Raw genomic sequence first — 21324 nt, forward strand, 5'->3', positions numbered from 1 at the left:
GTTGTGCCATGCCCCGGCTACCCGTCGTGTGCGCCGGATCAGAGGAGAGTAAGCATCAAGGTTGATGAACCGGCTTGATTGAAGGGATGCAGCAAAGGTGAAGCCTAGAGCCCGTAACGGCACAGTGCGACGCCATTCACCGATCCCCCGATAACCCGTGATTGCACCGGTTAGATGAAAAACATCTTTCATCGAACGGGGCGCGTGCGCCCGAAAATATCCAGATTGGCAGGCTGATTGCGCTTCCCGTTATGGCAATGACGGAAGGGCAAATAGTGCGGTAGCCACCACCAAATTAATAAAAATAAACCTCAATAAAGGCAGGTTAATATGCGTCCAGCAACAGCACCCACGGGGTTGTTACAACAACCCAAACCCTTCTTCATGATCTTTTTCGTCGAACTCTGGGAGCGCTTCGGTTATTACGGCGTGCAGGGGATCCTAGCGGTCTTCTTCGTGCAACAACTGGGATTTTCCCAAGAGCAATCCTTTATTACCTTCGGTGCCTTCTCGGCGCTGGTATATGGCCTGATCTCGGTCGGTGGCTATGTCGGCGACCATGTGCTCGGCACCAAGCGCACCATGGTGCTCGGGGCCATCGTGTTGGTGATCGGTTACTTCATGACCGGTCTCTCTATCTATAATCCCGACCTGATCTTCTACGCGCTGGGCACTATCGCAGTCGGTAACTGCCTGTTCAAGGCCAATCCGGCCAGCCTGCTGTCAAAATGCTACCAGCCAAAAGATCCGCGGCTGGATGGGGCTTTTACCCTGTTCTATATGTCGATCAATATCGGCTCCCTTATTTCCCTCTCGCTTGCGCCAGTGATTGCCGATCACTACGGCTATACCGTGACTTATAACCTGTGCGGGGTCGGGCTGATTATTGCGCTGCTCACCTTCTTTGCCTGCCGCAATATGGTCAAGGATATCGGCTCCGAGCCGGATCACCTGCCGCTCAATTACAGCAAGTTGCTGCTGGTGATAGCGGGCTCGGTGGCCATGGTGTTTTTCTGTGCCTGGCTGATGCACCATGTGGTGATCGCCAACATGGTGCTGATGACAGTGACCGTTGCCGTGGTGATCGTCTTCTTTCGCGAGGCGTTCAAGCTCGACACCGTCGGCCGCAACAAGATGTATGTGGCCTTTGTGCTGATGCTGGAGGCGGTGCTCTTCTACGTGCTGTACGCCCAGATGCCGACGTCTCTCAACTTCTTTGCCATCAACAACATGCATCACGAGATGCTGGGCATGAGCGTCAATCCCATCAGCTTCCAGGCGCTCAACCCCTTCTGGGTGGTGGTGGGCAGCCCGGTGCTGGCGCTGATCTATACCCGGATGGGCAGCAAGGGGCGGGATCTCACCATGCCGCTCAAGTTCACCCTCGGGATGTTCTTCTGCTCGCTGGGTTTCCTGACTGCGGCCGCGTCCGGCTGGTGGTTTGCTGATGAACAGGGGCTCACTTCCCCCTGGTTTATGGTGCTTATCTATCTGTTCCAGAGTATCGGTGAGCTGATGATCAGCGCGCTGGGGCTGGCCATGGTGGCTGCGCTGGTGCCGCAACGGTTGATGGGTTTCATTCTCGGGATGTGGTTCCTGACCCAGGCGATGGCATCCCTGCTGGGGGGCTATGTAGCGACCTTTACCGCCATGCCGGAAGGGATGACGGATCCGCTGCAGACCCTGCCAATTTACACCGGTGTGTTTGGCAAGATCGGGATGGCGACCCTGCTGATTGCGGTCGTGATGGGGCTGATGGTGCCCTGGCTTAACCGGATGATGAATGCGACGCCGACAGAGGCCGAGGGGCTGGTGCCAGGTCAGTCACAGGCGTAATAGGAGGATAGTGCGAGACAAGGCAAGGGCATTGACCCTTGCCTTGTTGTTGATGGCTTAGTTGTACTGCTCTTCCATCCAGGCTTCGACGATCAGTTGCGCCGATACCCCGTCCACACTGCCCTTTTCCAGCGCGCGATAGCCGCCCCGCTCAAACAGTCGGGCACGGGCATCCGTGGTGGTGAGTCGCTCATCCTTGAACTCCACCGGCTTGCCGAAACGGCCATGCAGCCGGTTGCCGAATTTGCGGGCCCGTACTGTGATCTCCTGATCGGTACCATCCATGTTCAGCGGCAGGCCGACCACCAGCAGGTCCGGCTGCCACTCCTTGAGCAGCTTCTCAATCTCGTCCCAGTTGGGGATACCGTCGTTGGCCTTGAGCGCGCGCAGAGGCTGGGCAGTGCCAGTCAGCTCCTGACCGATGGCGACGCCAATGCTCTTGGTGCCATAGTCAAAGCCCATGATGCTGCGTGATGACATGAAAAAATCCTCGAAATGCAACGCCAGATGCGCTGCAGGGGTTAGCTGTGACCGATGTCGCTGGAGAGGTGAACCGGGTTCACCCCTATGCTGGCGGCGGCTTGCTGCCAACGTTTGTGAATGGGGGTCTTGAACACCAGATCCGGATTGGGGGGGATCACCAGCCAGGCGCCATCGACCAGCTCCTGTTCCAGCTGACCGGCGCTCCAGCCCGCATAGCCAAGGGCTACCAGCCAATGGGCGGGTGCTTCGCTCGTGCCCAGGGTTTCCAGTATATCCTTGGATGTAGTCACCATCATTTCATCCCCCACCTGCAGGGTGGAGTTGAAACCGGGGCGGAAGCTGTGCAGCACGAAGCCGCGATCGGCGTGAACCGGCCCCCCCTGCAATACCGGTTGTTTGAGCTCCGGACTGGCGGGCGGGTTGAGTTTGAGCTGGGTCAGCATGGTTTCCAGCGACATCTCGACCGGAATGTTGACCACCAGCCCCATGGCGCCCTCTTCGTTGTGCTCGCACAGATAGACCAGCGAACGCTCGAAGTAGGGATCCGTCAGGCTTGGCATGGCAAGCAGGAAGTGATTTTGCAGTGTTTGCATAGAGGCCAAATAGTGCAAAGGTCGTTGGGAAGTGAATAGGGCAATTATGGCAGTTCATCACTTTGGGCAAAACCGCTTTTTATCGGGCGCGTCGTGCCCACTCACCAAAAGGTGTGGGAGAGAAGACCATGGAAGGTATTTCAATCAGGCAGAAGTTGATCCTGGGTTGTGTGGTGCCGCTGTTGGCACTGCTGGCGTTGCTGGTGGGCGCGAGTCAGGCGATGTCCCAGCTGATGACGGGGATGAACGCCATGTATCAGGGGGAGGTGGTACAGCTCAAGGAGCTCAAACAGATTGCCGATCTCTACGCGGTCAAGGTGATCGATGCGGCCAACAAGGCCAACGTGGGGGGGATTGCGCCCGCCCAGGCCAAGGCGGACATGCTGCAGGCGCAGCAGGAGATCGCCCGCATCTGGCAGCAATACAGCGGACAGGAGCGAAGCCCGTCCGAACAGCAGGAGGCTGCGCGGGTGCAGGCACTGTTCGGCGCGGCGGATCAGCAGATTGCCGCCGTGGTGGCGGTACTGGATCAGATGCAGGGGGCGGCGCGTGATCAGCTCTCTGCTCGCATCATGCCACTCTACGGGGTGATCGATCCGGTTAGTGACGGGGTGAGCTCGCTGGTGGAGTTCCAGCTCAAAGAGGCGGAGCAGAACATCGGCGAGCTCAACGATCTCAGACAGCAGCTGTTCCGGCTTTTCATCGTGCTGTTTCTGGTGGGGGCCGCCTGCGTACTCTTCTTCGGTGTCTGGGCCGGACGCAGCGTCAGCCAGCCGCTGGCAGCCATGGGGCAGGTGCTGCGCGGAATGCAGCGGGATCTCGACCTGAGCCAGCAGGCGCCGGTCTTGCGCAAGGACGAGATGGGGGCGCTGGCCCAATCGCTTAATCTGGTGATCAGCCACTTTCGCGGCTTGATTAACCAGATCAACGAGATGGCGGAGCACCTTGCCAAGGAGTCCGCTCGCCTGGCCCATATCGGGGTCGAGAGTCGCCAGCGCTTTGCCCGGCAACAGGGGGAGACCGATCAGACCGCCACCGCCATGAACCAGATGAGCGCGACGGTGGCCGAGGTGGCCAACAGCTCCTCCGGCGCGGCGGATGCGGCCCGTGTGGCGGACGAGAGTGCCCGCCACGGCCATCTGGTGGTGGAGGATGCCATCGCCCGGATGTCGGCACTGTCGTCCCATATTCAGGACACGGCGGCGATGATCACCCAGCTGGCCGACGACAGTCGCGACATCAGCAGCGTGATGGATGCCATTCGCGGCATCGCCGAGCAGACCAACCTGCTGGCGCTCAATGCGGCGATAGAGGCGGCGCGGGCAGGCGATCAGGGGCGCGGTTTTGCGGTAGTGGCTGACGAGGTGCGCACCCTCTCCCAGCGAACCCAGCGTTCGACCGAAGAGATTGGCAAGACCATCGTCAAGTTGCAGCAGGGAGCCAACGATGCGGCCAGCAGCATGGTGCGCGGGCTGGATCAGGTGGAGGAGTCCAACCGTACCGTGCTCGCCTGCGGCAAGGCCCTTGGCGAGATTGTCAGTTCGGTGGAGGTGATCAACGAGATGAACACTCATATCGCCACCGCTGCGGAGGAGCAGAGCAAGGTGGCGGAGGAGATCACCCGCAACGTGGTCAATATCGCCCATATTGCTACCGAATCGACCGCGGCGGCCTCCGAACTGAACCAGAGTTGCCACGAGCTGGAGCAGCTATCGAGCGATCTCAAGCAGAAGGTGGGGCAGTTCCGCTGTTAAGCCTTCATTCCAACGCACAGAGTACGAAACAGAAGAGGCGGCCCCGGGGCCGCCTCTTGTTATGAACCTCTAGCCGGTGCTGGCTCAGGCTTTCGCCAGCCGACGCTCGATGGCATCCATCAGCATGCCGGTGATATGAACGTCGAAGGCCGCTTCAATCTCGCGAATGCAGGTCGGGCTGGTGACGTTAATCTCGGTCAGGCGATCGCCGATGATGTCGAGACCGACGAAGATAAGGCCCTTCTCTTTCAGGGCAGGGCCTACCGCGCGGGCGATGGCCCAGTCCGCTTCGCTCAAGGGGCGCGCTTCACCACGGCCACCGGCCGCCAGATTGCCACGGGTCTCGCCTTGCGCCGGAATGCGGGCCAGGCAGTAGGGTACCGGTTCCCCGTCCACTACCAGCACCCGCTTGTCGCCATCCTTGATAGCGGGCAGATAGGTCTGCGCCATGCAGTACTGGCTGCCGTGGGCGGTCAGGGTTTCGATAATCACGCCGACGTTGGCGTCATCCTCCTTCATGCGGAAGATGGAGGCGCCGCCCATGCCGTCCAGCGGCTTGAGGATGACGTCCTTGTGCTTCGCGTGGAAGGCGCGCAGCTTGTCGGCGCGGCGGGTCACCAGCGTGGTCGGGGTGTGCTCGGCAAACCAGGCGGTGTAGAGCTTCTCGTTGGCATCGCGCAGGCTCTGCGGCTTGTTGACGATGAGGCAACCCTCATCCTCGGCCCGCTCCAGCATATAGGTGGCATAGATAAATTCGGTGTCGAACGGCGGATCCTTGCGCATCAGGATCACATCGAGGTTGGAGAGGGGCTGATCCACCACCTCGCCCAGCGTGTACCAGTCGGCATAGTCATATTTGACGGTGAGCGGGCGCATGGTGCCAAAGGCGCGACCGGCCTCCATGTAGAGATCCTTCATCTCTAGATAGAAGAGCTCATAGCCGCGCTTTTGCGCCTCTTCGAGCATGGCAAAGCTGGAATCTTTCTTGATGTTGATGGCCGAGATGGGGTCCATCACGATGCCGAGTTTAATGGTCATCCGCTGTTCCTTTTTAATGGCTCGATAGGGTTGTAGGGTCGATTAGCGCAGCGTAATCGGCCGCTTGCGGCTGCGTCGATGCAGCCATTGATGCGGCCGATAGTATCAAGCGAGATCGCCAAAGCGGCACTGCAGCGCAGTGATCGCCGTCAGGGCGGCAGTTTCGGTGCGCAGCACCCGCGGCCCCAGCAGCATCTCTTTGAAATCTTCCTGCACGGTACGGGCGATCTCGTCGCTCGACAATCCCCCTTCCGGGCCAATCAGCAGGCGCACGCCATGCTCGGGAACGGGCAGGGTGTTGATGCTGTACTCGGCGCGCGGGTGCAGGTTGAGCTTGAGCTCCTTGGTCTCTTCCGCCAGCCAGGCGTCCAGCTCCATCGGCATGCGCACCTCTGGCACCACGTTGCGGCCGCACTGTTCGCAGGCGCTGATCACCACCTTCTGCCACTGCTCGCGCTTCTTCTCCAGTCGATCAGCCGGCAGCTTGACGCCGCAGCGCTCGGAGAAGAGCGGAGTGATGCAGGTGACGCCCAGCTCCACCGATTTCTGGATGGTGAAATCCATCTTGTCGCCACGGCTGATCACCTGCCCGAGGTGGATGGCGAAGGGGGACTCCACCGATTGGGCATCGCAGCGGTCGATGGTCACTTCCACCGACTTCTTGCCGACGCTGGCGATGGTAGCGGGATATTGATTGCCATCGCCGTTGAACAGCTCGAGCTGCTGGCCCGGCTGCATGCGCAGTACCCGGCCGATATGGTTGGCGCCGTCTTCCGACAGGGCGATGGTCTGGCCAACTTGCAGGGTGGCCGATTCATAGATACGTGGAATGCGCATGGCTGATTGTCAGTCTCTTGCTTGGAAACCCTTCATATCCTGCTGCGAGCAAGGCTCACGCGGCAGAGGTGAAGGGCTTCATGATAGGAGGGGCGATCCCCCTCCCTGGTCAAATGGGGTTATTGGCACTGCTTTTCAATAAAGGGATTGGTATTGCCCTGCAGCGTGCCGATGCGGCGGTTGCGCTCGCACTCCCAGCCTTCTGCCGGGTACTGCCTGTCCCAGGCTTCAAACAGTTTACGCTGTTGCGCCGCCAGACGCAGCCCATACTGCTGGCTCATGTAGAGGTAGGCGCGGGCGATCTGGCCCCGTACCGGCCCCTTGGGCGGTTGCACCCGACGATCCTTGAAATCCACCAGCATCTGGCACTGACCGTACTGATCCGGCTTGCCGTTCCAGTCGGAGAAGCGGTAGTTGGCCCGATCGCCGTTCACTTCGCCGATGGCGGGGAAGAGGTTGTGCATGTCCCCCTCCATCTTGTTGAACTCGGGGCTCGCCTTTTCGCAGTTCTTGCGACCGCCATCCTGCCAGCACTGCAGCTGGTGGCCGAACTCCCAGGCAGGGACCACGTGCTCCCACTCGATGCGGGCGGCGCGCTTGGGCTGCTTGCGCGGCTCGTAGCCGCAGCTGGCGAGATCCGGGCTCATCTTCTTGCCCTGATAGTCGATGTCGCAGCCGCAGTAGAAGGTAGTGACTGCTGGCTGGCTGCGATAGAGCTTCACCAGATCCTGTTTGGCTTCGCGAAAGGTCTGGGCGTGCAGGGGCGCGCTGAGCAGCGGCAAACCGGCCAGCAGGGTCAGGGCGAGAGAGGAGATGAAACGCATGGGATTCCTTGCAAACGGGGTGATTGACGAACGATGGCGGGCACCCTACCACAGGGGCGCGACACAAGCTGGCTTACTGCTCTGGCTCCGGCTGTTCCCGCTCCAGCGGCTGCTTGCAGCGGCGACAGTGATAGCGGGCCTCGCCACGCACCATCTTGTTGTGGCGGCGTATCGACAGCTGATGCTGCTGGCAGTGGCAGCGATAGGGCACGGTGCGCTGGGCCAATACCGCCAGATCGAAGCTGTGGGTGGTTCTGGGCTCAAGGCCGAACACCTCCCGCATCACCGACTGCCACTGCTTGCCGTGAGGCAACACCCGGTTTTTGCCACGCCCTTCACCCCAGAGGGCGTGAACCAGCAGATGGGCCACCTCGTGGGGCACCACCTCATCCAGAAACGCCTGCTGGTTGGCCTGATAGAGGGCAGGATTGAAACGCAGCTCCCAGGTTTGCAGCCGTGCCGATCCCGCCGCCCGGCCCCGCATATTGCAGTAGATCCGCGGGCGGGGAAAGGTGCGGCCAAGGCGCGCCTCGGCCTGCACAAAACAGGCTTCTACGCGTTGTTGCAGCAGGGCGACAAGCTGGGCAGGGGTGGCAGACATCAACATCTCGTCAGGTAGTGGATAAGCAAAAGGGGAGCCAGGCTCCCCTTTTATCACAACAGCGAGCCTTACAGGCCAGCGGCAGAACGCAGCAGTTCGGCCTTGTCGGTCTGTTCCCACGGGAACTCGTCGCGACCGAAGTGACCGTAGGCAGCAGTGGCCTGGTAGATCGGGCGCTTCAGATCCAGCATCTGGATCAGGCCATACGGACGCAGCTCGAAGTGCTCGCGTACCAGTTTGACCAGCAGATCTTCAGCGACTTTAGCGGTACCGAAGGTCTCGACGCTGATGGAGGTCGGCTCGGCCACGCCGATGGCGTAGGAGATCTGGATTTCACAGCGATCGGCCAGACCGGCGGCAACGATGTTTTTGGCAACGTAGCGGGCGGCGTAGGCAGCGGAGCGGTCAACCTTGGATGGATCCTTACCGGAGAAGGCGCCACCACCGTGACGGGCCATGCCGCCGTAGGTGTCGACGATGATCTTGCGACCGGTCAGACCGCAGTCACCCATCGGGCCGCCGATAACGAAACGGCCGGTCGGGTTGATGAAGTATTTGGTGTCCTTGTTGACCCACTCGGCCGGCAGCACCGGCTTGATGATCTCTTCGCGTACCGCTTCAACCAGATCTTTGTGGCTGATGGATTCGGCGTGCTGGGTAGAGAGCACCACGGCATCGACACCGATGATCTTGCCTGCGTCGTCGTAGGCGAAGGTCAGCTGGCTCTTGGCATCCGGACGCAGCCACGGCAGGGTGCCGTTCTTGCGCACTTCAGCCTGACGCTTCACCAGCAGGTGAGAGTAGGTGATGGGGGCGGGCATCAGCACGTCGGTTTCGTTGGTGGCGTAGCCGAACATCAGGCCCTGGTCGCCCGCGCCCTGTTCCAGCGGATCGCTGCGGTCAACACCCTGGTTGATATCCGGGGACTGCTTGCCGATGGCGTTCAGCACGGCGCAGGAGTCAGCGTCGAAGCCCATGTCGGAGTGGGTGTAGCCGATTTCACGCACGGTATCACGCACGATCTCTTCGATATCAACCCAGGCAGAGGTGGTTACTTCGCCGGCCACCATGACCATACCGGTCTTGACCAGGGTCTCGCAGGCAACACGGGCCTTGGTATCTTGCTTGAGGATGGCGTCCAGTACCGCATCGGAGATCTGGTCCGCAATCTTGTCGGGATGGCCTTCGGAGACCGACTCGGAAGTAAACAGCTTTGCCATGATGGGAGTCTCAGCTTGTCTGGGTTATCGCCACAGCAATAACCGGGTGAATGGGATGGTGTAGAGGTATCTACATCTGGACGTCTATTTTAATTAGCGCCCCCCGCGATTGCCAGCACTATTTTGTCGTGGCATCGCAAGCCAGCTACTAATGGCTCCTTACTATCCCCAAGGGGGTGGAAATCAAACGTTTGTATCTGTCCTCTTTGGTCAAAAGTAGCCAAGAAAAGCGATTGTCCTCCCAAAGCCACTTTATTCGTCCAGATAACATTTGCACGCCGCGCGCCCTGCTGGGACAATAACGCGCCTTAATCTTGGCCATCAAATGAAGCAATCGCAGGAGATTCAGATGCCTTCTCGTAAAGAGCTTGCCAATGCCATTCGTGCATTGAGTATGGATGCCGTTCAAAAAGCCAACTCCGGTCACCCGGGCGCCCCCATGGGAATGGCGGATATCGCCGAAGTGCTGTGGCGTAGCCACCTCAAACATAACCCGAACAACCCCAAGTGGGCCGACCGCGACCGTTTCATTCTCTCCAACGGCCACGGCTCCATGCTGCTGTACTCCCTGCTGCATCTCTCCGGTTATGACCTCTCCATCGACGATCTGAAAAACTTCCGCCAACTGCACTCTCGCACCCCGGGTCACCCGGAGTACGGCTATGCACCGGGCGTTGAAACCACCACTGGCCCGCTGGGTCAGGGCATCACCAACGCTGTTGGTATGGCGATCGCCGAAAAAGCCATGGCTGAGCAGTTCAACCAGCCGGGCCACGACATCGTTGACCACTACACCTACGCCTTTATGGGCGACGGCTGCCTGATGGAAGGTATCTCCCACGAAGCGTGCTCCCTGGCAGGTACCCTGCAACTGGGCAAGCTGATCGCGTTCTGGGATGACAACGGTATCTCCATCGACGGTCACGTTGAAGGCTGGTTCACCGACGACACCGTCAAGCGTTTCGAAGCCTACGGCTGGCACGTTATCCCGGCTGTTGACGGTCACAGCCCGGAAGCCATCAATGCCGCCATCGAAGCCGCCAAGGCCGAGACCGGCAAGCCGACCCTGATCTGCTGCCGCACCATCATCGGTTACGGCTCACCGAACAAATCCGGTTCTCACGACTGCCACGGCTCACCGCTGGGCAACGACGAGATCGCCGCTGCTCGCGCGTTCCTGAAGTGGGACCACGCCCCGTTCGTTATCCCGGCCGATATCGCTGCCGAGTGGAACGGTCAGGAGAAGGGCGCCAAGCTGGAAGCTGACTGGGCTGCCAAGTTCGCCGCCTATGAAGCCGCTCACCCGACCCTGGCTGCCGAATTCAAGCGCCGTACCACTGGCGAACTGCCGGCCAACTGGGCTGCCGAATCAGCCAAGATCATCGAAACCCTGCAAGCCAACCCGGCCAAGATCGCGACCCGTAAAGCGTCCCAGAACTCTCTGGAAGCGTTCGGCAAGCTGCTGCCGGAGTTCATGGGTGGCTCTGCCGACCTGGCGCCGTCCAACCTGACCATGTGGTCCGGTTCCAAGTCCCTGACCAACGACGATGCCTCCGGCAACTACATCCACTACGGTGTACGCGAGTTCGGCATGTCCGCCATCATGAACGGTATCGCCCTGCACGGTGGTTTCATCCCCTACGGCGCCACCTTCATGATGTTCATGGAGTATGCCCGCAACGCCCTGCGTATGGCCGCCCTGATGAAGCAGCGCGTCATCTTCGTTTACACCCACGACTCCATCGGTCTGGGTGAAGATGGCCCGACTCACCAGCCGGTTGAGCAGATCGCGTCTCTGCGTCTGACCCCGAACATGAGCACCTGGCGTCCGTGTGACCAGGTTGAATCCGCGATCGCCTGGAAGCACGCCATCGAGCGTACCGACGGTCCGACTTCCCTGATCTTCTCCCGTCAGAACCTGGCCCAGATGGACCGTACTGCCAAGCAACTGGCCGACACCGCCAAGGGTGGCTACGTGCTGAAGGATTGCGCCGGTACCCCTGAGCTGATCCTGATCGCCACCGGTTCCGAAGTGGAGCTGGCCGTTGCCGCTTTTGATCAGCTGACTGCCAAGGGCCGTGCCGTGCGCGTGGTCTCTCTGCCTTGTACCGATGTGTTCGACGCCCAGTCTGCCGAGTACAAAGAGTCCGTCCTGCCGTCTTCTGTCACCAAGCGCGTGGCCATCGAAGCAGGCATCGCTGACTACTGGTACAAGTACGTCGGTTTCGGCGGCAAGATCATCGGTATGACCACCTTCGGTGAGTCTGCTCCGGCCGAGCTGCTGTTCAAGGAATTTGGCTTTACCGTGGAAAACGTGGTTGCGACCGCTGAATCCCTGTAAGCGCTGAATATTGGGTCGCTCTGACTCAATAGCCGGAACGATAAAACGCCCTCCATCGCAAGATGGGGGGCGTTTTTATTGGCTGAGTTATAGATATTTGTAGTTACAGGTTTTCAAGTTGAGCGAAGTCACTTTTTTGTGCTATTAACCTTCCATTTCTAGTTTCATACGGTACCATGCTAACAAGCATATTATTTTATGTTTATATAATCGCCTTTATTGAAAAGTAATTTGGAGAGCCTATGTCACAGCATGTTCTTATAAAGCTAGCAACTAAGAAACCATACTTAGATAAACCTGAAATGCCGGAAGGATCTTTTTATGACAGCGTTAAAGGGTATTGGGTAAAAGCAGGGGAAAGCCTCGTATCTTACTCTTCAGAGTTTGGAGTTATGGCTACCAAGAAATGTGATATTGAAACTGGTGAGGATCAAAAAGGAGAATGAATAGTTATGTTCTCATATTATCTAGTGTTTATGACTTTTCTGTGGATTTAGTAGTTCAGCGTTTGGAGAATATGCATGAAAATTATATAAGACTTAACAAAGAGCAGTTTCACCTATATGAAATATCACTAAACCCTGTGGATATGCTATTGCATATTAATGGTAATGGCATCGATGTTTCAATATCAAAAATAAAATCTATATGGTATCGGCAACCTATTTTTTTACGAAACACCCCAGGAAAATTAATTGATATTGAGGAGCAATTATCTAAGTCTCAATGGAGCGCATTTTTAAGAGGTCTAATGGTTTTTGATGATGCATATTGGATGAATTGGCCTCAAGCTACATATGCTGCTGAATCGAAACCCTATCAGCTTATGTTGGCTAAAAAAATTGGCTTCACTGTACCAAAAACAATCATCAGCAATGGACTGGGTTTTAAATATCTAGAGAAAGATTCCTTTGTTGTAAAATCGATAGATACGGTTTTATTGAAAGAAAATGATGATTGTTATTTTACTTATACATCTCGAATGTCATCTGAAAATTTTATTAATGCTCAAACAAAAAGTGCACCGATTACATTTCAAGAATATGTAGATGATAAGTTGGATATTAGAGTCACTGTTGTTGGGGATAAAATTTTTGCAGTATCAATAAAACGTGATGGGAACTTTATTGAAGGTGACTGGCGAGTTACTGAGAAAATAAATCTTGAGTATGATGATATATGTCTTCCTGATCGTGTAAAAGATATGTGCTTTTCATATCTAAAGGTTTTGGGATTAAACTATGGTGCTATTGATTTTATAAAGTCTCATAATGATTTATTTTTTATAGAAATAAATTCTACTGGTGAATGGGGTTGGTTATCTAATGCAGATAGGCAAATTGATAAAGAGATTGCTTGTAGACTTATGGCTGGTAATAGTTAAATTGTTATCACGAGCTATAGAAGAGTTCCTACCGTTTGCATATTTTTATTATGTTAGTAACCAATGGATGGAAAAAATATATCAGTCCTCAATGGAGGATATTGATTTTTATTCAAAGTTATCTGACGAGCAATTAGAGAAGAGGTTGGGGGATGAGCATGAAAGAGCTCAAAAAATTGATGATAAAACATCAAAGTTCACTCTTGGTCTAAGTATATCATTGACAATTATTAGTGCATCCGCGAGTAGTATAGTGAAAGTATTGCCATCAAGTGCCCTGAATAACTATATAGTGTTGTTATTTGGAATATCATCGCTTTACATGCTATCTGGTGGCTTGTTAGCATTGGGGGCCTTAAAGACTTTACCTAAATTTGGTTATGGAACAAATTTTGAGTGCAATAAGAGTTCAGTGACATTAGTCACAAGCTTGATTGGACAAGAAAAAATAAACATAATAAGGCATTTTAGAAATGAATTGTCATTCATGTCTTTGAGAAATGGTTTTTTACTTGTTTTTGTGTCTTTGTTTTTGTGTGTTATTGTTCTTTCTAATGACATAAAGGCTGACTCTACTGAAAATAAGATTTATGATAACTGTCGTTCATTGACATATAAAATTTAGTTCGCCTATGTAAACTGTATATAGAAATAAAAAAGAGACCGGCCATCAGCCGGTCTCTTTTTATTATTTAACGCAATAATTACGCCTGCGGCGGGGTACTTTCCGCATTGGACATCACCACATCAATTTGCACCAGGGCGCCGGCGGGCAGTTCACTGACCCCGAATACGGTGCGGGCAGGCAGATAGCCCGGGAAGTATTTGGTGTAGACGGCGTTGACCGCATCCAGATCCGCGATATTGCCGAGTTGGATATTCACCTTGACGATATCGTCCATCACATGGCCGATGCTCTCCACAATCGCCTTGATATTGCTCAGGCACTGGGCGGTCTGCTCTTTGACACAGCCAGTCAGGATCTTGCCGGTGGCGGGGTCAATCGGCAGCTGCGCAGACAGATGGTTGTAGTGGGAGAAGGCGACGGTCTGGCAATGGAGCGGGCTACGCGGTGCCTTGTCGGTATTGCGGGCGCTGATCACCAGATTGTGTCTGTCTTCCACCAGTTGCGGCGGGGTGCCGTCACCGTGGGAGATCACCGCATCCATCTGCACCCGTGCCCCCATGGGCAGGGCGGCGGCACTGACTACCGAGCGGGCGGGCAGATAGGCGACGGCGCGGGCGATGGCGGAGTCGGGGAAGAAGGTGGTGTAGACCTCGTTGACGGCCTCCAGATCGGCCAGATCGGTCAGATAGACGGTGACCTTGACGATATCGTCAAACGGCACGTCGATGCTCTCCAGCACGTGCTTGATGTTGCGCAGGCACTGACCCGCCTGCTCCTTGATGCCACCGGCGACCAGTTGGCCCGAGGTGGCCTCGACCGGCAGCTGGGCGCCGATATTGTTGTAGTGGGAGAAGGCCACGGTGTGAGTGGAGAGCGGATTGTGCGGCGCCTTGTCACTGTTGCGGGCCAGTTTAATCAGCGGGCAGGGGGCTTGCGGGAAGGTGCCTTCGCCGTTGGAGATGATGGCATCGATCTGCACCAGCGCGCCCAGCGGCAGGGCTGCGACGGCGAGAGTGGTGCGGGTCGGCAGATAGCCCGGGAAGAATTCGCGATAGACGGCGTTGACCGCCTCCAGATCCGCCATCTCTTTCAGGAAGATGGTCGCTTTGACCATATCGTCCATCACATGGCCGATGCTCTCGATGATCGCCTTGAGGTTGCTCAGGCACTGTCTGGCCTGCGCAGTGACATCGCCACTCACCATCTTGCCGGTGGCCGGATCGACCGGCAGCTGGGCGGAGATATTGTTGTAATGGGAGAACGCCACCGTTTGGGTGCTGGGACCCAGATCCTGGGGTGCATGGGTGGTATTTCTTGCCGACTTGATGATGGTGCCACTCATAGATATGCCTCTTTTTAATATTTGTTGTTAATTCAGGTACAGGTTGACCCCATCTTGTTGTGCGCCATGGCCACTGCGCCAGCGGCGGCATCCCCGGTTATTATTTGTGATCCACTCAATAGCTGAGAGGGATAAGAGAGGAAGAGACAGGGTAGATATTTCAGACAGGGCGATTCTATGAGTGGCTATCAGGGGTTGCAAACCACGGATTGCATTTCTATGAGATGGCTCAACGCTCGCAAATTTAATGTGATTGCTATTCAATTCACGCTGAATAGTCAGCCGTTTGCCCGCCAATGGCCCTGCATCGAGCAGTAGCCCAGTCAGGGCGGGTGTTGGGGCAAAAGCCTTGGCAGAACAGGGCTGTGAATAAAGGGTTAACGCCATGCATCAGCCTGCCAGCAAACGGCATTGCGGTGCATAGATATGTATTTTATGTTTTTTCAATCCTCTATCTTCAATCGTGAAAATATGCTAGTTGCCATTCATGTCGCGACGGCTAAAGATGTGGCTGGAATATAATGCAAATATTTGCATGAGCGGCAAATTGATAATTATCTGGCGGTCACAGTATGGCCGCAGATGTGTGGCGATTTTAGCTCGCGATATATAGTGAGATATTCCATAAGATTGCAGCAAAAAATATGGGTCTCATGGTGCGTGATGGAAAGCGCAGGAAAATGGCGGGTTGTCATGGCGAGTTGGAGGGCCGGGTGAGCGAGCCATTCAGGCCGAGCTTTCACAAACCCGAGCGCAAAGCCGACCCGATAAAGCGCCGTCCCGATAAAGCAATAGCGCGCCATCCAACGCAACAGCCCCGAACTTGGTCAGGTCGGGGCTGCTGTGGGGCTGTTGTGGGTCTATGAGGGGGCGAACGAGCGCGCTTGGCAGGGTTTATCCCGCGGGATAGAGCGCTCCCAGCACGGCCGGACGGCTGGCGCCAGTCACGGCGGGCAGGTTGCCCGGCTTGCGGTGGACAAAGCACATCGCCAGCCAGGCAAAGGCAGCCCCTTCTACCCAGTCGGGGGCCAGCCCCAGCTCGGCAGTGCTGGCGATGCGCCATGCGGGCAGCAGGCTGGCCAGCTCCTTTAGCAGCGGGGCGTTATGGGCGCCGCCGCCGCAGACAAACAGCTCGGCTTTCGGCTGGCTGGCACCGACTGATTCGGGCCGGGCGGGCAGTTGGCGGGCGATGCTGTGGCAGGTGAGCGCCTGCAGGGTACGCTGCACATCCACGGGGGCGTAGGCACTGCCTGCCAGCTCGCCATCGAGCCAATCGAGGGTGAACATCTCCCGTCCGGTGCTCTTGGGGGCGGGGGCGGCGAAGTAGGGGTGAGCCAGTAGTTGCTCCTGCAGGGCCGGGATTGGCTTGCCACTGGCGGCCCATTGGCCTCCGGCGTCATAGCTGCCACCGTGGGGCTGATGGCGGCGATACCAGCCATCAAGCAGGGTGTTGGCCGGGCCGGTATCAAAACCATAGACCCCGCCCGGATTGCCCGGCAGCACCGAGATATTGGCGATGCCGCCGAGGTTCAGCACCACCCGCAGGGCGCCGGGCTTGGCAAACAGCGCCTGATGGAAGGCGGGCACCAGCGGCGCACCCTGACCGCCGAGGGCCATATCCATGGTGCGAAAATCGGCGATCACATCGATGCCGGTCAGGGCGGCCAGCAGGGCGGCGTTGCCGATCTGCAGGGTAAAGCCAAGCTGGGGGCGGTGGCGGATGGTCTGGCCGTGGCTGCCGATGGCGCGAATATCGGCGGGCGTGAGGCTCGCCTTGGCCAGCAGCGCGTGGGTCGCTGCGGCAAACTCCTGTGCAATCAGATTGTCGGCCACCCCCATACGGTCGATTTCGTTGTCGCTCGGGGTGCAGAGGGCATGCAGTGTGCGGGCGGTCTCTTGCGGCCAGGGGTGACAAAGCGCCGCTTCGACCCGCAGTTCATCTCCGTCGATCATCACCAGTACGGCGTCGATACCGTCCATGCTGGTGCCTGACATCAATCCGATATAGCGTTCAGCCATTGGCTCTCCTCACTTGCTGGCCGGGATACTCCGGTTCCCGGCACCCATCCGATATGGCGCTCAGCCATGCGTTCACTTCAATCGGGTTGCCAGGCGCGGGCTCAATAAAAGGGGCTGGCAGGGCCTTCACCCTGCCAGCCCTGATGGCTCAGTTGCCGCGACTATCCCGCCTGTTCTGGGCCAGTTGCAGCTCGGGCTTGTCGAGTTTGGCCAGTTGTGGCATCGCCAGCTTCCTGAAGTTGGCCAGCTCACGCCCGCTCAGGGTCTCGGCCTGCGGCAGGGTGAGGGTGCGCGGGTTCTTGTGAATGCCGCCCACCACGAATTCATAGTGCAGGTGCGGGCCGGTGACGCGGCCGGTGCCACCCAGGGTGCCGATGGTCTGACCCTGCTTCACCCGCTGCCCCTTGTTGACGGTGCGTTTGGAGAGGTGCAGATACTTGGTCACGTAGTTGCCGGCATGCTTGATAAAGACGTAGTTGCCGTTGAACTGGTTGTAACCGGCGGCCACCACGCTGCCGGAGCCCGCTGCCATGATGGGGGTGCCCACCGGCGCCACATAGTCGATGCCGTTATGGGGGCGGATCTTGCCGGTCACCGGATGGAGGCGGCGCGGGTTGAAATTGGAGCTGATGTATTTGAAGTTGACCGGTGCACGCAGGAAGCTCTTGCGCATCGCCTTCCCTTCCGGGGTGTAGTAGTTGCCATCTTCATTGAGCACGGCGCGGTAGGCGGTACCCTGGTTGACGAACTCCGCCGCCAGAATATCGCCAGAGGCGACCCGCTCGTCGTCGCGGAACTTGTCTTCATAGACCACCCGGAAGCTGTCCCCCGGTTGCAAGTCCTGGGCAAAGTCGATGTCCCAGCCGAAGATGGCGGCGAGATCCATGATCTGATCTTCGGTCATTCCCGCGTCCACCGCTGCGCCCCAGAAGCTGGATCGGATCTCGCCCTTGCTCACCTGTTCGCGGGTGTCGAGGGCGATCTTGACGTTGCGGGCGACAAATTCCTCATCCTTGCGAACTACCTTGAGCGCCTGCTCCAGACTGTGGGGGTAATAGAGGCTGTTTAGCTCGCCATGTTCGGTGAGCTTGAAGGTGAGCTCCTGACCCGGTTGCAACATCCGCAGGGGATCGCTGCCGTCGAGCTGGTCGATCAGGTGCAGATCCGTGGTGCTCAGGCCAATGCGCTGGAAGATCACCCCCATGTTGTCGCCACGGCGCACCTTCACCTGCTTGGTGATGTAGCGCGGCTTGGGCGGGGTCACGGGCTGAGCAGCCTCGGCCGTCAGTTCGTCGTTCAGTGCGTTGTCGTTAGCCGGTTCCCGCAGGGCAATCTCGTTGCCGTTTTCATCGACCCGTGTTGCTACCGCCTGTTCGCTTGGCCAGGCAGCCAGCATCATGATCATGATGCTTAAAATCAGCACCATCTTGCGGTGCCAGTGGGGGAGGGAGTTGAAGGCGTGCCAAATAACCATGGAAAGTTGATGAAGTCGGGCAGAATGGACGGATTTTACAGCCTTTCCAATTGGCCCGCCATTCCAGTAATATGTTTGGCCCTGTGGAATCGTGATTGGAGAGTCAAAAAATGTCCCAGCTCGAGGTGGCGCTAGCCGAGATCAAGCGCGGAGCGGAAGAAATTCTGGTTGAAGAAGAACTTGTCGCCAAGTTGAAGGAAGGGCGCCCGCTGCGCATCAAGTTGGGCATGGACCCGACGGCCCCCGACATTCACCTGGGTCATACCGTGATCCTCAACAAGCTGAAGACCTTCCAGGATCTGGGCCACGAGATCATCCTGCTGATCGGCGATTTCACTGCCATGGTGGGTGATCCCTCCGGCAAGAACAGCACCCGTCCGCCGCTCTCCGAAGAGGCCATCAAGCACAACGCCCTCACCTATGCGGAGCAGGCGTTCAAGATCCTCGATCCCAAGAAGACCCGCATCGAGTACAACTCCAGCTGGCTGGGCGAGCTGGGCGCGACCGGCATGATCAAGCTGGCGGCCAAGCAGACCGTGGCCCGCATGATGGAGCGCGACGACTTCAAAAAACGCTACACCGGCGGCCAATCCATCGCGATTCACGAATTCCTCTATCCGCTGCTGCAAGGCTATGACTCGGTCGCGCTGAAGGCGGACGTCGAGCTGGGCGGTACCGATCAGAAGTTCAACCTGCTGATGGGCCGCGAGCTGCAAAAAGATGCCGGCATGGCCGCCCAGTGCGTGCTGATGATGCCGCTGCTGGTGGGTCTGGATGGCGTCAAGAAGATGTCCAAATCCGCTGCCAACTACATCGGCGTACACGATGCCCCGGGTGAGATGTTCGGCAAGATCATGTCCATCACCGACGATCTGATGTGGAACTACTACGAGCTGCTCTCCTTCCGTCCGCTGGCTGAAATCGAAGGGTTCAAGGCGGGCATCGCTGCCGGCACCCTCAACCCGCGCGACGTGAAGATCTGGCTGGCCAAAGAGATCATCACCCGCTATCACGACGAAGCGGCGGCCGAAGCGGCCCACGAAGATTTCACCCAGCGTTTCTCCAAGAACGCCATTCCGGACGAGATGCCGGAAGTCGAGCTGGCACTGGAAGGCGACGGACTGGCCATCGCCAACCTGCTGAAAGAGGCCGATCTGGTGGCCACTACCTCCGAAGCGCTGCGGATGATCAAGCAGGGCGCGGTCAAGGTGGATGGCGAGAAGCTGGAAGATGGCAAGGCGCTGATTGGTGCCGGTACCGCCGTCTATCAGGTTGGCAAGCGCAAGTTTGCCCGGGTGACGGTCAAGTAAGCCCTGATCGCTCAGTCCGCGCTGACGGGTCATCCAGTCTGATGCGTTGAATAAGAGAAGCCTCCCTTGCGGAGGCTTCTCTGTATTTACGCTATGGGCGGGAAGCGCAGATAACAAAACCGGCATCAGGGGATGCCGGTTTTTTATTGTTTTGCGGGATTGGCGGTCTTAGCGGGCCAGCTGGACGGCGGCGCGCGCGTTGGCCGGTTGCGGGCGGAGCCTGGTTTTTGGTGCGCAGGCCACTTTCAGGCGTAGCCACTCGCGCCACAGCAGCCAGCAGAGCGGCAGGGTGAGCAGCAGCACGGTGGCGGGCTGGGCCATCAGTACGCCGTCACGACCCCACTGTTGTGGCAGCAGGAAGATGAGCGGCAGCAGCAGCACGGTTTTGGCGATGGAGATGAGCAGCGCCTGACGGGTGCGGGCCATGGATTGCAGCAGCACGATTCCGAACATGATGATCCCCTCCAGCGGAATGGCACCGAGGTTGAGGGTCAGGCTGCTGATGGCGGCGGCCAGCAGCTCGGGATCCTTGTCGCCGGTATAGAGCATGGCGACCTGTCCCGGCAACAGCTGGATGGTGAGCCACACCAGCATGCCGTAGATAAAGGTAAACTTGAGCCCCATCTCCATCAGGTACTTGAGGTTGCGATGGCGCTTGGCCCCCGCCGCCTTGCTGATGAGCGGCTGAATGCCGAACGCCAGCCCCTGCAGAATGACGATAAAGACAGCCTCGGTGTAACCGGCCACGGTAAAGCCCGCCAGATCTTTCACATTGCCATACACCATCAGCTGGCTGTTGTGCAGCATCAGCAGCAGCCCGAGGTTGAACTGGGCAATCAGGCTTGGCAAACCGGTAAAGAGCAGGTTCGGCATGGCGGGGAGGTTGGGCACCAGATCCCGCCAGCTGAGGCGCAGCCGGGCCCAGGGGGTAAAGAAGTAGCCAAGGCCGATCAGGCTCACGGCGCCTTCTGCCATCAGGGTGGCTTGCGCGGTACCGATCAATCCCAGCCCCAGCCGACCCACCATGATGTAGTTGAGGATGATGTTGAGTACGGCGCCGCTGCTCACCAGCACCATGGCCAGTTTCGGGCGGCCATCGTTGCGCAGCAGATAGGGCACCGCCAGATTGCTGGCCAGCAGCAGGGTACCGCCGCCGATCCAGGTGAGGTAGTCACTCGCCTGTTTCCAGGTCTCGGTGCCCTGTTCAATCCCCAGCCCCAGCAGGATGTCGGTGTGGGTGTAATAGAGCAGACCCGGCGCAATGATCCCGAGTCCGGCCAGCAGCCAGAGGGCGTTGACCAGCGCCTGACGGGCCAGCGTGTCGTTTTTCGCCCCTTGCTGGAAGGAGATGGCGGTGGCCGCTCCCATGCTGATCATGGCGGCCAGACCGATCAGCACCATGATGACCGGATAGACCAGATTGATCCCGGCGAGGCCCGCGGCGCCGACATAGTGGCCGACGAAGATGCCGTCGACGAGGTAGTAGGCCCCCGAGACCAGCATGGCAAGAATGGAGGGGAGGGCATAAGCCCAGAAGCGACGGGTCATGGCCCGTTGCCGCAGTGTTAAATAGGCAGACATATCTGTTCTCTCGGGGAGCTCGAATATCGAACAGCTAGTCTAGATTAATACTTATTTGG

Annotated in this window: 18 protein-coding genes; 7 read left to right on the forward strand and 11 right to left on the reverse strand. The window is 57.7% G+C overall.

The features are described 5' to 3' along the window. Positions 1-330: 330 nt before the first annotated feature. Positions 331-1836 carry a dipeptide/tripeptide permease DtpB gene (gene dtpB / locus BN1115_RS16240; protein WP_042058474.1) on the forward strand — a complete coding sequence of 502 codons (1506 nt, stop codon included), beginning with the start codon at positions 331-333 and terminating at the stop codon, positions 1834-1836. 57 nt (positions 1837-1893) lie between these two features. On the opposite strand, the gene ruvX is transcribed toward dtpB, so the two are convergent. Both ruvX and BN1115_RS16250 read right to left on the reverse strand, forming a co-directional pair. Then, a complete protein-coding gene (gene ruvX / locus BN1115_RS16245) occupies positions 1894-2316 on the reverse strand; it encodes a Holliday junction resolvase RuvX (protein WP_005343821.1) in 423 nt (140 codons plus the stop codon). Positions 2317-2357: 41 nt separating this feature from the next. After that, positions 2358-2912: a YqgE/AlgH family protein gene (locus BN1115_RS16250; protein WP_042058476.1), complete on the reverse strand. Its 555-nt coding sequence runs from the start codon at positions 2910-2912 to the stop codon at positions 2358-2360. 128 nt (positions 2913-3040) lie between these two features. Here BN1115_RS16250 and BN1115_RS16255 point away from each other — a divergent pair, with 128 nt between their 5' ends. Continuing rightward, entirely contained in the window at positions 3041-4666 is a 1626-nt protein-coding gene (locus BN1115_RS16255) for a methyl-accepting chemotaxis protein (protein WP_042657965.1), read from the forward strand. 84 nt (positions 4667-4750) lie between these two features. Here BN1115_RS16255 and gshB read toward each other — a convergent pair whose 3' ends face one another. From gshB to metK, 5 genes are all read right to left on the reverse strand, one after another. Beyond that, positions 4751-5704: a glutathione synthase gene (gshB, locus tag BN1115_RS16260; protein WP_042058480.1), complete on the reverse strand. Its 954-nt coding sequence runs from the start codon at positions 5702-5704 to the stop codon at positions 4751-4753. Positions 5705-5809: 105 nt separating this feature from the next. Beyond that, on the reverse strand, positions 5810-6541 hold the full coding sequence (rsmE, locus tag BN1115_RS16265) for a 16S rRNA (uracil(1498)-N(3))-methyltransferase (protein WP_042657966.1): 732 nt from the start codon (positions 6539-6541) through the stop codon (positions 5810-5812). A 119-nt stretch (positions 6542-6660) separates the two neighbouring features. Next, positions 6661-7365: an endonuclease gene (locus BN1115_RS16270; protein ID WP_042058486.1), complete on the reverse strand. Its 705-nt coding sequence runs from the start codon at positions 7363-7365 to the stop codon at positions 6661-6663. A gap of 73 nt (positions 7366-7438) precedes the next feature. Continuing rightward, on the reverse strand, positions 7439-7966 hold the full coding sequence (locus BN1115_RS16275; protein ID WP_042657967.1) for a SprT family zinc-dependent metalloprotease: 528 nt from the start codon (positions 7964-7966) through the stop codon (positions 7439-7441). A gap of 68 nt (positions 7967-8034) precedes the next feature. Continuing rightward, complete coding sequence (metK, locus tag BN1115_RS16280; protein WP_042058491.1) at positions 8035-9186, reverse strand: methionine adenosyltransferase; 1152 nt, start codon at positions 9184-9186, stop codon at positions 8035-8037. A 349-nt stretch (positions 9187-9535) separates the two neighbouring features. On the opposite strand from metK, the gene tkt reads away from it, so the two are divergent. The 4 genes from tkt to BN1115_RS22400 all read left to right on the forward strand — a co-directional run bounded on the left by tkt (position 9536) and on the right by BN1115_RS22400 (position 13536). Beyond that, positions 9536-11527, forward strand: coding sequence for a transketolase (gene tkt, locus BN1115_RS16285; protein WP_042657968.1), 1992 nt, complete (start codon positions 9536-9538; stop codon positions 11525-11527). Positions 11528-11769: 242 nt separating this feature from the next. Continuing rightward, on the forward strand, positions 11770-11973 hold the full coding sequence (locus BN1115_RS22395) for a hypothetical protein (RefSeq protein WP_128821517.1): 204 nt from the start codon (positions 11770-11772) through the stop codon (positions 11971-11973). Continuing rightward, positions 11970-12911, forward strand: a complete 942-nt coding sequence (locus BN1115_RS16290) for an MvdC/MvdD family ATP grasp protein (protein ID WP_042657969.1) — start codon at positions 11970-11972, stop codon at positions 12909-12911. Before BN1115_RS22395 ends, BN1115_RS16290 begins: the two co-directional genes overlap by 4 nt. A gap of 67 nt (positions 12912-12978) precedes the next feature. After that, a complete protein-coding gene (locus BN1115_RS22400) occupies positions 12979-13536 on the forward strand; it encodes a hypothetical protein (protein WP_128821516.1) in 558 nt (185 codons plus the stop codon). Between the two features lie 79 nt (positions 13537-13615). Here the strand turns inward: BN1115_RS22400 and BN1115_RS16295 are convergent, their stop codons facing one another. From BN1115_RS16295 to BN1115_RS16305, 3 genes are all read right to left on the reverse strand, one after another. Continuing rightward, positions 13616-14881, reverse strand: a complete 1266-nt coding sequence (locus BN1115_RS16295) for a RidA family protein (protein WP_042657970.1) — start codon at positions 14879-14881, stop codon at positions 13616-13618. 894 nt (positions 14882-15775) lie between these two features. Further along, positions 15776-16900 carry an anhydro-N-acetylmuramic acid kinase gene (locus BN1115_RS16300; RefSeq protein ID WP_042657971.1) on the reverse strand — a complete coding sequence of 375 codons (1125 nt, stop codon included), beginning with the start codon at positions 16898-16900 and terminating at the stop codon, positions 15776-15778. A 148-nt stretch (positions 16901-17048) separates the two neighbouring features. Next, on the reverse strand, positions 17049-18374 hold the full coding sequence (locus tag BN1115_RS16305; protein ID WP_042657972.1) for a peptidoglycan DD-metalloendopeptidase family protein: 1326 nt from the start codon (positions 18372-18374) through the stop codon (positions 17049-17051). A 110-nt stretch (positions 18375-18484) separates the two neighbouring features. Between BN1115_RS16305 and tyrS the strand changes: the two genes are divergently transcribed. Then, positions 18485-19684, forward strand: coding sequence for a tyrosine--tRNA ligase (gene tyrS / locus BN1115_RS16310; protein WP_042657973.1), 1200 nt, complete (start codon positions 18485-18487; stop codon positions 19682-19684). Between the two features lie 168 nt (positions 19685-19852). On the opposite strand, the gene BN1115_RS16315 is transcribed toward tyrS, so the two are convergent. Then, the gene (locus tag BN1115_RS16315; RefSeq protein ID WP_042657974.1) at positions 19853-21265 is read right to left on the reverse strand and encodes an MATE family efflux transporter; all 1413 of its coding nucleotides are present in this window, start codon (positions 21263-21265) and stop codon (positions 19853-19855) included. Positions 21266-21324 lie beyond the last annotated feature (59 nt).

The sequence above is a fragment of the Aeromonas allosaccharophila genome, from assembly GCF_000819685.1.
Taxonomy (GTDB): domain Bacteria; phylum Pseudomonadota; class Gammaproteobacteria; order Enterobacterales; family Aeromonadaceae; genus Aeromonas; species Aeromonas allosaccharophila.

Coding starts and splice junctions, on each gene's coding strand:
- dtpB (WP_042058474.1), top strand. CDS start 331: ATGCGTCCAGCAACAGCACCCACGGGGTTGTTACAACAACCCAAACCC.
- ruvX (WP_005343821.1), bottom strand. CDS start 2,316: ATGTCATCACGCAGCATCATGGGCTTTGACTATGGCACCAAGAGCATT.
- BN1115_RS16250 (WP_042058476.1), bottom strand. CDS start 2,912: ATGCAAACACTGCAAAATCACTTCCTGCTTGCCATGCCAAGCCTGACG.
- BN1115_RS16255 (WP_042657965.1), top strand. CDS start 3,041: ATGGAAGGTATTTCAATCAGGCAGAAGTTGATCCTGGGTTGTGTGGTG.
- gshB (WP_042058480.1), bottom strand. CDS start 5,704: ATGACCATTAAACTCGGCATCGTGATGGACCCCATCTCGGCCATCAAC.
- rsmE (WP_042657966.1), bottom strand. CDS start 6,541: ATGCGCATTCCACGTATCTATGAATCGGCCACCCTGCAAGTTGGCCAG.
- BN1115_RS16270 (WP_042058486.1), bottom strand. CDS start 7,365: ATGCGTTTCATCTCCTCTCTCGCCCTGACCCTGCTGGCCGGTTTGCCG.
- BN1115_RS16275 (WP_042657967.1), bottom strand. CDS start 7,966: ATGTCTGCCACCCCTGCCCAGCTTGTCGCCCTGCTGCAACAACGCGTA.
- metK (WP_042058491.1), bottom strand. CDS start 9,186: ATGGCAAAGCTGTTTACTTCCGAGTCGGTCTCCGAAGGCCATCCCGAC.
- tkt (WP_042657968.1), top strand. CDS start 9,536: ATGCCTTCTCGTAAAGAGCTTGCCAATGCCATTCGTGCATTGAGTATG.
- BN1115_RS22395 (WP_128821517.1), top strand. CDS start 11,770: ATGTCACAGCATGTTCTTATAAAGCTAGCAACTAAGAAACCATACTTA.
- BN1115_RS16290 (WP_042657969.1), top strand. CDS start 11,970: ATGAATAGTTATGTTCTCATATTATCTAGTGTTTATGACTTTTCTGTG.
- BN1115_RS22400 (WP_128821516.1), top strand. CDS start 12,979: ATGGAAAAAATATATCAGTCCTCAATGGAGGATATTGATTTTTATTCA.
- BN1115_RS16295 (WP_042657970.1), bottom strand. CDS start 14,881: ATGAGTGGCACCATCATCAAGTCGGCAAGAAATACCACCCATGCACCC.
- BN1115_RS16300 (WP_042657971.1), bottom strand. CDS start 16,900: ATGGCTGAACGCTATATCGGATTGATGTCAGGCACCAGCATGGACGGT.
- BN1115_RS16305 (WP_042657972.1), bottom strand. CDS start 18,374: ATGGTTATTTGGCACGCCTTCAACTCCCTCCCCCACTGGCACCGCAAG.
- tyrS (WP_042657973.1), top strand. CDS start 18,485: ATGTCCCAGCTCGAGGTGGCGCTAGCCGAGATCAAGCGCGGAGCGGAA.
- BN1115_RS16315 (WP_042657974.1), bottom strand. CDS start 21,265: ATGTCTGCCTATTTAACACTGCGGCAACGGGCCATGACCCGTCGCTTC.